Below are 12,941 nucleotides of genomic sequence, written 5' to 3'. Positions count from 1 at the left end.
AAAGGTCTAGTTAATTTAAAAATTTAGATGATCCACTCCCGTGTTCGCCTTCCTACTAGGAAAACGATTGCATTTCTACCAGTTTCTTGTAGTTTTTGGCAGATTTCATCAATTCCTCGTGTGTTCCTTGTTCTACAATTTCACCTTTGCTCATCACTACGATCATATCCGCATTTTGTATTGTAGAGAGTCGATGTGCAATTACTACCGAGGTGCGGTTCTGCATCATTTTTTCCAATGCATCCTGCACCAAACGTTCACTTTCGGTATCCAATGCCGAAGTGGCCTCGTCCAAGATCATTATGGGTGGATTTTTAAGGACGGCTCTTGCAATGGATAGCCGTTGTTTTTGTCCACCGCTCAATTTGTTGCCGCTATCACCGATATTGGTCTCGTAACCTTGGGGCAGCTCCATTATGAAATCGTGTGCGTTCGCAACTTTGGCCGCTTCCATAATTTCATCCATGTTGGCATTTTCTTTACCAAGTGCTATATTGTTCTTTACCGAATCATTAAACAATATGGAATCTTGTGTAACCAAGCCCATAAGTCCACGGAGCGATTTTTTTGTTATGTTCTTTATATTGGTGCCATCTATCAAAATCTCACCTTGGTTTACGTCATAAAAGCGGGTCACCAAATTGGCCACTGTGCTTTTTCCACTTCCAGATTGACCCACCAAGGCCACGGTTTTGCCCTTGTCCACCTTTAGGTTAAATGCTGAAAGCACATAATCATCTTCATATTTAAAGGCAACATTCCTTAGCTCGATTCCCGTATTAAAATCGGATTTATTTTCGGCACCCTCTATATTTTTGATGGGGTTTTCCGATTCCAATATTTCCAGAACACGTTCTGCTGCGGAATTTCCTTTTTTAACACCGTAAGATGCTTTACTGATGGCTTTGGCCGGGGTTAAAATATTGAATGCCAATCCCATATAGGATATAAACGATGCGGCGTCCAGAGAGCCTTCCAAAAGAACCATTCGCCCTCCGTACCATAGCAATACACCAAAAACAACGATCCCAAGAAATTCGCTAGTGGGTGATGATAGGTTTTGCCGATTTAACAGTGAATTGGAGAATTTGAAAAAACGCGAGGTAGAATTCTGAAATATTTTAAAGAATCTGGATTCGGCATTGAACGCTTTAATTACCCGAAGCCCTCCCAAAGTCTCCTCGACAATGGAAAGAAATTCACCTTGCTCTTTTTGTACCTTGTCCGATTTCTTCTTCAAGGATTTACCTATCCGGGATATGATCATTCCGGCTATGGGAATAAAAATGAAAACAAAAATGGTAAGCTTGGCACTTATCAAGAACATTACAATGATGGTAAAAAGTATGGTAAGCGGCTCCCTTACGATCAATTCCAAAATAGATAGAAAGGAGTGTTGGATCTCCAATACATCCGATGTGATCCTTGCGATAACATCCCCTTTCTTCTTTTCTGAAAAATAGGAGATGGGCAGATCTACTATCTTTTGGTACATTTTGTTTCGTATGTCCTTAAGTACCCCATTTCTCAAAAATGTGATAAAATACATGGCCAGATAATTGAAGATGTTCTTAAAAAAGAACAAAAAGAGGATCAAGCCAATGGCCAAGAACAGTCCTTTCATGGGGTCGTCCCCCGAGTGAAGGGTTACCTGATAGTTCATATAACCTTCAAAATACTCCTTTAATTTACCGATACCTTGAAAGGTCGGTGGCTCGCTTACACGTTTGGTCTTGTCGAAAAGGACATTGAGCATTGGTATCAGCGCGGCGTAGGACAACGCACTGAACAATGCATAAAGGATATTGAAAAATATATTTAGAAAACCGTATTTGCGATATGGCTTCGCAAATCGGAGAATCTTTTTAAAGTAGTTCATTCACTTATAAATTCAGCTCGGATAGGATACCTTCCAATTTGGTTTCCAACTGCGAATTTACGGATTTATAATCGGCTGCATTCTCCAATTTTGAATTTGTACTGATGTAGAACTTTACTTTTGGTTCCGTACCACTTGGTCTTGCTGCAATCCGGGTGCCATCTTCGGTTTCATAGATCAATACGTTGGACTTTGGCAAATGTAGGGTGAACTCGTCCCCGGTCTGCACATTTTTAACGACCGATGTATTATAATCCTCGATGTACAGTAATTTTGAGCCTTGCACCGTATCCACTGGGTTTTCCTTGAAATCTTTCAGCATTTGTTTAATTTCCTCTGCTCCGCTCATTCCTTTTTTGGTAATGGATATTAATTTTTCCTTGTAGAAGCCAAACTGAACGTAGGCATCGATCAATTCTTTAAAGAAAGAGCTACCATTGGCTTTGGCATCGGCGGCAATTTCACAGGCCAAAAGGGTAGAGGTGACGGCATCTTTATCGCGTACAAAATCACCAACCATAAACCCAAAGCTTTCCTCACCTCCACCAATAAATGTAGAGTTAGGAAAATCCTTGATCATTTTACCGATCCATTTAAACCCTGTGAGCGCAGTTTTGTATTCAACCCCATAAGCTTTGGCCATTTGTTGCATCATTGGGGTGGAAACTATTGTGGAAGCAATAAATTCGTTGCCTTTAAACCCTTTTTTCTTGTATTGATCCAATAGGAATTTGGTCATCAGCACCATAGTCTGATTCCCGTTCAATAATTCCATTTTCCCATCCAAGTTTCTTACGGCAATACCTAAACGGTCGCTATCCGGGTCGGTTCCGACCACCATATCCGCACCGATTTCCTCAGCTTTGGCAATGGCGATGGACAAAGCTTCCGGCTCTTCCGGGTTGGGCGACTCAACGGTAGGGAAATCCCCGTCAGGTTTTGCTTGTTCCTCTATAATGGTAACATTGTTGTATCCGGCACGCTTCAATACTTCCGGAATGGCCGTGATCGATGTTCCGTGCAAGGAAGTAAAGACGATGTTAAAGTCATCTTTTCCTTTTGCTCCAAAATTTCCGTTTTTAACGGATGCTTCAAAAAAGGCTTCGTCCACATCTTCATCTATCATGCTTATCAAACTGTCGTCTTTTACAAATTTGATATCCTCAAAAGAAAGTGCATTGATCTCGGCTATGATCTCCCCATCCTGTGGTGGTACGATCTGCCCACCATCTGCCCAATAAACTTTGTAACCATTGTATTCCGGTGGGTTATGGGAGGCCGTTAGTACAATTCCGGCGTGGCACCCCAAATATTTGACCGCAAAGGATAATTCTGGAGTTGTTCGCAGATCTGAAAATAGGTGAACTCGAATACCGTTGGCCGAAAATACCTCTGCCACGGTCTTTGCCAAGGATTTGGAATTATGCCTGCAATCGTATGCGATCACTACTTGAATATCGTTATCGGTATAGCACTTTTTTAAATAATTGCTGAGTCCCTGGGTGTTTTTGCCCAAGGTGTATTTGTTTATTCGATTGGTTCCAACGCCCATTACACCGCGCATTCCACCGGTTCCGAACTCTAAATCCTTATAAAAGCGCTCTTTGAGCTCTTCTGGATTTTTTTCCATAAGGTGTTTGATCTCTTTTTTTGTGTCGTTGTCAAAAAAATCGGTCAACCAAGTCTGTGCTGTCTTTGTAATGGAATCCATAGTGTTTAGAATTATTTGCTTCTTTAAAAATACAAAGTTTATAAGGTTTGAAAATGGCTTAAAGGTTAATTTTATCGGAGATATTGTAACGGGTGTCATTTTTTCGTGACCTCACCATAATTTCTCCGATAAAACCGGCCAAAAAAAGTTGTGTTCCAATGATCATCGCTGTTAAAGCAATGTAAAACTGCGGTCTTTGGGTAATTAAACGTCCGGTCGGGTTCAAGAATAGTTTATCGATTCCCAAATACAGGGAAAAACCAAACCCGACAAAGAACATGAGCACCCCCAAGGCTCCAAAAAGATGCATGGGCCTTCGACCAAACTTTGATACGAACCAAATGGTGATCAAATCCAAAAAACCATTAATAAAGCGTTCTGCCCCAAATTTGGTGGAACCATATTTTCTGGCTTGATGCTGTACCACTTTTTCGGTAATGTCAGAGAAGCCCGCATTTTTGGCCAATACAGGAATGTAGCGGTGCATTTCCCCAGAGACTTCGATGGTCTTTACCACATTTTGGTTAAAGGCCTTGAGGCCACAGTTGAAATCGTGCAGTTTTACACCGGAGGTTTTCCGGGCGGCCCAATTAAAGAGTTTGGAGGGTATGTTTTTGGTGATAACCGAATCGTACCGTTTCTTTTTCCAGCCCGATACCACATGGCGCCCTTCTTGGGCGATCATTCGGTACATATCCGGAATTTCTTCTGGGTTGTCCTGTAGGTCGGCGTCCATAGTTATCACTACATCGCCTGCGGTGGCTTTGAACCCGGCGTGCAGTGCCTGCGATTTGCCAAAATTCTTAAGGAAACGTATCCCTTTTACATTTTTGTTTTGCTCGGACAGTTCGGAAATAGTTTTCCAAGAACCATCGGTACTGCCATCATCAATAAAGATGATTTCATAAGAAAAATGATTGGATTGCATCACTTGCACAATCCAATCATGAAGTTCTATTAGCGATTCTTGCTCGTTAAGTAAAGGAATTACAATGGAAATCTGCATTGTTCGATTCTGGAATTCCCTCCAAAAGTAGCATTTTTTGTTTTAGTATTCCGCTTTGGACTTTTTCAAGATCAATCCGGTAATGAGACCGATAATCAATCCGATCACACAGTTGATGATCAACCCAACGGGATATTGTATCCAAGCAAAGCTTTTTTGCATTTCCACACCTTGCTCCCATTGTTCCTCGGTCATGTTCGGGTTTTGGGCCATGGCCTTGGGCTTTGCAATTTCCATGGCCTTGTCCATAAAGTCGGGTTCAATAAAATTTGTTAGAACATATTGATATGCAAGGGACAATATGGTGCCTACCAGGGCCACTCCAACAGCAACCTTTAAAGCTTCTGAAATGGCCAGGTATCCGCCGTTGGCCTTTTTAAAGGAGTTTACGGCAATAAATATAGCAGCTGCCATGAGTACAATGGAGATTACCATTACCGCGGTGCTCATCTCGTAATGCATTTTTTGGGTGTAGAGCATTATGCCGAACACCACAAAAATAGCACCTAACAAAAGCCCATAGTTAAGTGCAAATTTTCCCGTTTTAACTTGTTGTTCTTCCATTTTTTTAAAATTTGTTTTGATTATAGTTGGTTAGTGCAATATTGCCTAAATTTGTTACATATAAATTTACTTTTATTTTTTTAGTGATTTTAAGTTGGCAATATCAAAGAAATCATTAAATTTGCACCCTGAAAATTCTGAGATTAAGCATTTAAGACGATGAGAAAAGATATACACCCAGAAAACTATAGATTGGTTGCTTTTAAAGACATGTCCAACGAGGATGTTTTTATTACAAAGTCCACTGCTGAAGCGAAAGAAACCATCACTGTGGATGGTGTTGAATATCCTTTGGTAAAATTGGAAATTTCAAGAACTTCGCACCCGTACTACACTGGTAAGACTAAATTGGTAGATACCGCTGGTAGAATCGATAAGTTCAAGAACAAGTACAAAAAATTCAAGAAAGAAGAGAAGAAGGCCGAGTAGGTCGAACTTTTCAACGAAATATATGGACGCTCTCGATGGTTTTCGAGGGCGTTTTTTATTTTTACAGTATTCAAAGCTGAGCAATGAACTATATCCTTTCTGACGGTAACCACCGCGAAGACCTGTTCCCCTTTACCTTAACGCGTCCCGTAGCTGGAATCCGTATAGGTATTTTGACCATAGCTGAAAAATGGGAAAAATGGTTAAAGGCCCCAGTTAGTTTTCGAACCGAAGATTACCTGTCCGAAAAGTTTCCTTTAAGGACCAATGATCAAAATATAGTGATCAATGGGAGTTATCTTCCGAACAGTTCCTTGGTGCAGGCTGTTCAAAAACTTAAAATGGGGGAGGTGCTTATGGATAACGATGGGTATATTGCCTATGTAACCGATAGGCCCGAAATGCAATTTGAGGCTTCCAGTTATATCGCTGTACCGTTTACTGGTAGTGTTTTGGCCATTCGGAAAACATGGGATATCTTTTCCAATAATGCGGTTGTCCTCCAATCTGATTTCGATTTGGTTACCAAAGGCAGAAAAAGTGAGCCCATACCCGATACCAACCAAGTTAAAAATCCTGAAAATATATTTATAGAGGAAGGCGCTGTAGTGGATTTCTGTATTTTGAACGCTTCCACCGGCCCCATATATATTGGCAAAAACGCTTTAATGATGGAAGGTTGTACCGTTCGTGGAGGATTGGCACTCTGCGATAACGCCATCTTAAAAATGGGAGCAAAAATTTATGGTGCCGTAACCGCGGGGCCAGGAAGTAAATTAGGTGGGGAAGTGAACAATGCCGTGTTGTTCGCCAACTCCAACAAAGGACACGATGGCTTTTTGGGCAATTCGGTATTGGGGGAGTGGTGCAATATTGGGGCGGATACCAACACCTCCAATCTAAAGAACAACTACGCACCTGTACGCCTGTGGAACTACAAAATAGAAGGCTTTGAAAAAACAGGGCTTCAGTTTTGTGGCTTAATGATGGGCGACCATTCCAAATGTGGTATCAATGTAATGTTCAATACCGGAACTGTGGTAGGCGTAAGCGCCAATATTTTCGGGAGTGGTTTTCCTAGAAACTTTATCCCAAGTTTTAGTTGGGGAGGTGCATCGGGCTACACCACTTTTAGGACCAATAAGGCATTTGAGGTGGCCGAGGCCATGATGAAACGTCGCAATATGGACTTCAACGGGACCGAGGCCAAAATTTTGGAACATGTCTTTGAGTTGACCCAAAAATGGCGGAATTTTTAATCCTTATTCCAACTTTCCCGTTAGTCCCCAACCATTGGCTCTATCGATTACCACACAGTGCAGGGTGTTAAACCCCTTTTTAAGTTTAAGCGGAATTTTGTTGGCAGTTAGGCCTAAATGCCCTTGAAACTGATTGTTTTTTGACCTGAAGGCATTATTGCCATAAAAAATGGCTTCCCCATTTAAATACACAATGATTTTATCGCTAAAATCAAACGAGAATAAGCGGGTCTGGGCGTTATCCACCGCTATGGTTGCCGATGCTACTGTATAAGCTTCTTGGTTGCGTTCAAAGTTGCCCGATGTAGGCTTTGCCAAATATCTGGAAATGGGCAATATGCCAGATTGCTCAGTGTAAACAGTGGTGGTCTTCGCATTTTCAAAATCTTCGAAGCGTATTTCGCCTTCTATGTAAGGTTGGGCCTCGGTTATGTCCCATTCGCCTATAATACCTTTCTCGGGAGTTAGTATAGGATATGGCTCTTTAACCATGGCCTCACCGGTTTTGGTAATTTTTAAGTTGGCGAACCTATTTCCGAACAGGGCAAAAAGACCAATTTCCCCAGTTAAATTGCCCGATCTTAATCGATCTATCCGCATCACCTCTTCACCATTGATAAACAAGGTGGCGCCTAAATCTTCGACCTCTATCCGGAACAGATTCCAACCTTCGGTCTTAAAGGTGACATTCGCTTGAAATTCAGGGTACAACTGCCAGTTGCTCTCGTTGTTGTAGGTAGGGGTGTATTGTACCGCATCCACTTGCCTCGATTTGTGCATGCGCATGTACACCTCTTCAAAATTTCCTTCTGATTTACGGAAGACTACGCCCGCAAAGCTACGTTTTTGGTTGGCGTATACTTCCATTTCCATAGCGCCGTTGGAAAATTCGAATCCTTTGGCAAAAGCAGTGCCGTTGACTATAATGGTCTCTTTACCATCAAAATTTTCAAAATTTACCGAGCTGCCTTGGGCCGGAGTCCAATAATCGGGTTGTAAAGGGATATTTTGTGTAGTTTGGGCATTTATCGGTCGCATAAAGAGTAACGCGCCAATTATCAATGGGATACGTGAAAGTTTCATTGTATATCTGTTTTTTTGATTGATGATCAACACCTATGTTGTCGGAGGTAACCGGTGTTCCTAACGCTTTAAAATTAAAAAAAAGCAGGGTTGGTATAGGGCTCTTTAAACAACAGCACCGTTATTTTTAACAGGCTGATAGATTGACCACAAGTTACATGGATGTCCTAAATAGTCTAAAATTGAATTTAGCTTGGTGAATAGGATGGTGTTAGGGGATATATACCTGTTGGTGAGGGTTCAAATTAAAATGTTAAGGTCATGATTATTGTTTCTTTCTGCCGGCGGACCTAGCCATGCTGTTCAAGATAGCTTTAATAAGATAGGATGGTTTAAAATTTAGGTATCAAATACCTACTCCTCCAATTGTAAAAAACGTACTGCGTTTTCGTAGAAAATTTTTCTTTTATCGTTTTCGGTCAAGAAATCGTAACTGTTCAATTGGTCGATACTTTTTTTAATGGCATGTGGCCACACCATTTGGTCCGAGCCGTACATAACCCTATCGATAAGGCCATATTTTTTGGCTTTACGTAAAAATTGTTCTGCATAGTCCTTTGGTTGTTCATCCACCCATAATATCACTCCCAAATCCGAATATAGTTGAGAATATTGTAGCATTAGACGAAGAGCGTTTTCATAAAACACCTCTCCGGCATGCATCAAATAGATACGTAGATTTGGGTGTTTGGCCAGAACATCTTCCAAGGTAAGAGGGTCTCCCAATTTTAATCTAAAGTTGGGACAGCATCGGGTCGTAATATCGGAAGGACCGCCACCCGTATGCACTGCAACGGGAATATCGTAGCGCTCACAAATGTCCAAATAGGGTTCAAACTCGGGGTCGGATAGGGTGTAACCATCATAAACAGCGCCTATTTCCCCAAAGACTTTGAGTTTGCCAGAGGTTATCAATGCTTTGAAGGCCACAGTGTCTTTTGGCGGAGAGTTGGTGTAGTAGCCAGGAATCAAAATGCCTTCATCATCCAAGGTGTTGGCTCCCCCAATAGTGCTTACAACAGCTTTTGTAATGTTGTTTTCTTTTAAGGCCTTAATTAGCTCAGTTTTGAAGGTTTCATAATCTTTGGGCGAGAAAACACCATCACGGGCCGGGGCCACGAAATATGTCTGTGGGGTATAATCGTGTAGGTGCATATCAATAATAGGCGGTCCATAGTTTTGAGCGAAAGCAAAGAGTGGCAGCAGTAGTGCCATTACCATTTTTCTCATTTTGTGCATAATTTAGGTATAGCTATGAGGCAATGTGTTTCAATGCCCATGTATGCGGGGGAAGTATTTACAAGTAACAAAAAAATAATGGAATTTGTATCCATTCAGGTGGTTAGTTTAAAATTTTGGGACCTGCTGCAGAAAAAAGCCAGTGAGATTGTCCCACTGGCCTTGAAACTTATAAATAATTAGTTTATTCCGAAATCTGGGGCTTTTCGGTAAACGGGGTTATTCCAAAGGCGGGATATACCTCGGAGGGGTAGTAAATGGTTCCTCCGCGAGATACCATGGCGATACTTTTTACGGCCTTGATATTTTCCACAGGGTTTCCGGGCACTAGGAAGAAATCGGCCAATTTACCAACTTCTATGCTTCCCAAACTTTCATGCCCTAGGTATTGTGCCATATCATAGCTGGCAAGTTTAAGTACTTCGGCGGGAGTATAGCCCAATTGCTCAGTATAGAGCTCTAGTTCGCGATGTAAGTTAAATGCACCGCCCAAATCGGTTCCAGGAACAATGAGTATTCCTTTATCTTTCATTAATTTTAGTGTTTCCACAATTTTATCGTAGGCATCCCGGTAGGCCTTATCCTCTTGATCGTCGGCAATTTGAGCCAGGGCTACTTTTAGGCTTCGCTGTTCATTGGGCGGCATGTGGTCCACGTAATCCAAGGCGCCAGGCGTAACTTCTCCGTTGCGTGAGAGCATTAAGCGTTCATGAATGGACAATGTGGGGTCCATTGCTGTTTGGTTGGCCACGAACAGGTCCAAGGTTTCCTGTACTTTATCGCTGTTCAAATCCAATTGGGGAAAGCGTTTCATGGCGGTGAGTCGCAATAGGGTCCGGGTGTCTTCTTCGGGTTCCAGTACCCATCCAAGCATGGTTTGGTTAATGTGCGTCATCTCGTCGTAGCCTGCTCTTAGCATATCGTTGGCATTGGAAAATGCAGGAACATGTCCTGTAACGAACAAGCCTTGATCGTGTGCTTTTTCTACAATGGCAGGCGCCCATTCGCCGTTCATACTATTGTACAGTTTTATACCATAAAAGCCAAGGCTGTCGTAACTGTCCACTGCGGCCAAGGCTTCCTCTTTTGTTTCCACCAAAATACCGTTATTGCTACTGTATGGACTTTTTCCTTCGATGAATCCGAGTCGGGTTATCCGTGGACCTGCCAATTCACCAGAATTGATTTTATCGATAAGGTTGCTAAGTACTTCGGTGTTGTTGCCCATATCTCTGAAAGAGGTAACTCCGGCCAAAACATTCAATAAGGCACCATTGTCCCCCGTGTGGGCGTGCATTTCATATAATCCAGGAACTAGGGTTCCACCGTTTCCTTGGATAAGAACTTCGTTGTCGCCAGTCGCATCTGCAGCTTCTATGGCCGTGATTTTTTCATCTTCCACCACAACGGATACAGGGTCGGTCAAAGACAATGTTTTAGGATCAAAAACCTTAACATTGGCAATGCGTACCTTTTTAGTGTAGTTGTGGGCAAATTCTTTTTGTAGCTTTTCGTAGCGTTCTGCAGAATAGTTTTCGGCAAGTTCCCTTAAACTTTTTTCTTCGGCTTCGTATCCATCCCTGATTACAATATATCGTGGTGAGATAGCGGCGAAGAATTTGTTGTTTTCGTCCACAATAAAGTAAGATGGATTCATTTCGGCACCGGATAGGGCATAGGTGGTCAAGGCCAATTCACCGTCCCCTGATGCATTCGGTACATTTACCTCTTCCATTTTGGTCAAAGTAAGATTACCGGCAGGAAGCACGGGTAAGGTGTTATTGGGTGCATCCATCAATAATCGAGCAGCCAAGACTGCGGTGTACGGGCTGCCAAATTGGTTTACATAAAGCTTTGGGACATCCAAAACAGTATTGCCCGAACCGGTGGCATCGGTCCATGAAGCACCATCGCCCTCCATGGAGAATTTTTCGTTCACTGCATTTCCAAATGTGGTGTTACCTGTTACTTCCCAGCTAACCGGGAAGCCTTTGGAGTCGAGGACAAGGGTCTCTTTTATTGTTGGTCCACGGCCATTGTTCTTATAGTCGTAATCTATATTAATGGTATCTCCAATGGTATTCACTTTTAGGTACCCTACTTTGGTATCGCTTATGATCACGGAATAATTTTCTTCTCCTTGATGATCTGCCAAGGACGAGTTGGTTTCGGTTTTACAAGAATAGGAGGTCAATACGATCAATCCTATTAGAAGTAATCTGATTTTCATTGAGTTGATTTTAGTTTATGGTTCAAGTTAACTAATTTTATGCTTTTTTCTATTTTTTGGTAGGCAGTAAACAGTTGACAGCGGGCATTTTACAGTTGGGTTATCAACAATGCGATCATTTTCGATAACTCACAACAAATCGTTATCTTTGCGCCCCCTAAAAGTAAGGCAGGCAAATGAGCAAAAAGGTCGCATTTTACACATTGGGTTGTAAACTCAATTTCTCCGAAACTTCTACAATTGCCAGAGGTTTTGAAAAGGAGGATTTTCAGCGTGTGGACTTTTCGGATGAAGCAGATGTATACGTAATCAATACCTGTTCGGTAACGGAAAATGCGGATAAACGCTTTAAAACTATTGTAAAACAGGCCCAAAAGTCGAATCCCGATGCTTTTGTAGCGGCTGTGGGCTGTTACGCCCAGTTGAAACCAGAAGAATTGGCCGAGGTGGATGGTGTTGATTTGGTACTGGGTGCAACGGAAAAGTTCAAGATCACGGACTATTTGAACGACCTTACCAAGAACGATAAGGGCGAAGTGCACTCTTGTGAAATCGAAGATGCCGATTTTTATGTGGGGAGTTACGCCATTGGCGACCGCACACGTGCCTTTTTAAAGGTGCAGGACGGCTGCGATTACAAATGTACCTATTGTACTATTCCCTTGGCACGCGGTATTTCGCGCAGCGATACATTGAGCAATGTATTGAACAACGCCAAAAAAATAGCCTCGCAGGATATTAAGGAGATCGTACTTACCGGGGTAAATATTGGCGACTACGGGAAAGGTGAGTTTGGCAATAAAAAGCATGAGCATACCTTTTTGGATTTGGTAAAAGCGTTGGATACCATCAATGGCATCCATAGATTGCGCATATCTTCCATAGAACCAAACTTGTTAAAGAACGAGACTATCGATTTTGTTGCACAGAGCAACTCCTTCGTTCCCCATTTTCATGTGCCTTTGCAGAGTGGGAGCGACGATATTTTAAAGAAGATGCGACGTCGATATTTGTCCAATTTGTATGTGGATAGGGTGAAACGCATCAAATCTGCTATGCCCCACGCCTGTATTGGTGTAGATGTGATCGTTGGGTTCCCTGGGGAAACGGACGAACACTTTTTGGAAACCTATCACTTTTTGAACAATTTGGATATTTCTTACCTGCATGTATTTACCTATTCTGAAAGGGACAATACAGTAGCGGCCGAAATGGAAGATGTGGTGCCCAAAAAGGTACGCAACAAACGTAGTAAAATGTTAAGGGGACTGTCTGCCAAAAAAAGAAGGGCTTTTTACGAGAGCCAATTGGGTACTGTACGGACCGTACTGTTCGAAGGGGAGAACAAGAAAGGCTATATTCATGGCTTTACCGAAAACTACATCAAGGTAAAGGCTCCTTGGGACCCTGCTTTGGTGAACACCTTGCACCAAGTAGAGTTAGAAGATATCGACGCGGATGGACTGGTTCGCTTCAAGTTTGTTTCCAGTGGGATTGTGGCATAAAAAAACCTCCTGAAAAAGGAGGCTTGGATGTTTTTG

At 42.2% G+C, this 12,941-nt stretch carries 10 protein-coding genes; 3 read left to right on the top strand and 7 right to left on the bottom strand.

Annotated features, from left to right (window positions below):
• Nucleotides 1–55: 55 nt before the first annotated feature.
• The 4 genes from ABTP35_RS00315 to ABTP35_RS00300 are packed head-to-tail and all read right to left on the bottom strand — an operon-like array spanning nt 56 to nt 5,160.
• Nucleotides 56–1,879, bottom strand: a complete 1,824-nt coding sequence (locus ABTP35_RS00315) for an ABC transporter ATP-binding protein (RefSeq protein WP_224836624.1) — start codon at nt 1,877–1,879, stop codon at nt 56–58.
• A 4-nt stretch (nt 1,880–1,883) separates the two neighbouring features.
• Complete coding sequence (locus ABTP35_RS00310; RefSeq protein ID WP_293294926.1) at nt 1,884–3,590, bottom strand: phospho-sugar mutase; 1,707 nt, start codon at nt 3,588–3,590, stop codon at nt 1,884–1,886.
• A gap of 58 nt (nt 3,591–3,648) precedes the next feature.
• Nucleotides 3,649–4,596 (bottom strand): glycosyltransferase family 2 protein, encoded by a 948-nt coding sequence (locus ABTP35_RS00305; protein ID WP_293294928.1) that lies wholly within the window; start codon nt 4,594–4,596, stop codon nt 3,649–3,651.
• Nucleotides 4,597–4,638: 42 nt separating this feature from the next.
• Nucleotides 4,639–5,160: a DUF4199 domain-containing protein gene (locus ABTP35_RS00300; RefSeq protein ID WP_224836627.1), complete on the bottom strand. Its 522-nt coding sequence runs from the start codon at nt 5,158–5,160 to the stop codon at nt 4,639–4,641.
• 159 nt (nt 5,161–5,319) lie between these two features.
• Between ABTP35_RS00300 and ABTP35_RS00295 the strand changes: the two genes are divergently transcribed.
• On the top strand, nt 5,320–5,589 hold the full coding sequence (locus ABTP35_RS00295; protein WP_224836628.1) for a type B 50S ribosomal protein L31: 270 nt from the start codon (nt 5,320–5,322) through the stop codon (nt 5,587–5,589).
• Nucleotides 5,590–5,672: 83 nt separating this feature from the next.
• Entirely contained in the window at nt 5,673–6,848 is a 1,176-nt protein-coding gene (locus tag ABTP35_RS00290; protein ID WP_293294931.1) for a GlmU family protein, read from the top strand.
• Nucleotides 6,849–6,851: 3 nt separating this feature from the next.
• Here the strand turns inward: ABTP35_RS00290 and ABTP35_RS00285 are convergent, their stop codons facing one another.
• The 3 genes from ABTP35_RS00285 to ABTP35_RS00275 all read right to left on the bottom strand — a co-directional run bounded on the left by ABTP35_RS00285 (nt 6,852) and on the right by ABTP35_RS00275 (nt 11,400).
• Complete coding sequence (locus ABTP35_RS00285; protein WP_293294933.1) at nt 6,852–7,931, bottom strand: family 16 glycoside hydrolase; 1,080 nt, start codon at nt 7,929–7,931, stop codon at nt 6,852–6,854.
• A 354-nt stretch (nt 7,932–8,285) separates the two neighbouring features.
• The gene (locus ABTP35_RS00280) at nt 8,286–9,161 is read right to left on the bottom strand and encodes an amidohydrolase family protein (protein WP_252079984.1); all 876 of its coding nucleotides are present in this window, start codon (nt 9,159–9,161) and stop codon (nt 8,286–8,288) included.
• A 193-nt stretch (nt 9,162–9,354) separates the two neighbouring features.
• Nucleotides 9,355–11,400, bottom strand: a complete 2,046-nt coding sequence (locus tag ABTP35_RS00275; protein ID WP_293294936.1) for an amidohydrolase family protein — start codon at nt 11,398–11,400, stop codon at nt 9,355–9,357.
• A 176-nt stretch (nt 11,401–11,576) separates the two neighbouring features.
• Between ABTP35_RS00275 and mtaB the strand changes: the two genes are divergently transcribed.
• Nucleotides 11,577–12,905, top strand: coding sequence for a tRNA (N(6)-L-threonylcarbamoyladenosine(37)-C(2))-methylthiotransferase MtaB (mtaB, locus tag ABTP35_RS00270; protein WP_293294938.1), 1,329 nt, complete (start codon nt 11,577–11,579; stop codon nt 12,903–12,905).
• The last annotated feature ends 36 nt before the right edge of the window (nt 12,906–12,941 follow it).

Source organism: Flagellimonas alginilytica (assembly GCF_042134605.1).
Classification (GTDB): Bacteria; Bacteroidota; Bacteroidia; order Flavobacteriales; family Flavobacteriaceae; genus Flagellimonas; species Flagellimonas alginolytica.
Note: the sequence above shows the minus strand (reverse complement) of the source record. Positions and strands in the feature narration are given on the sequence as shown.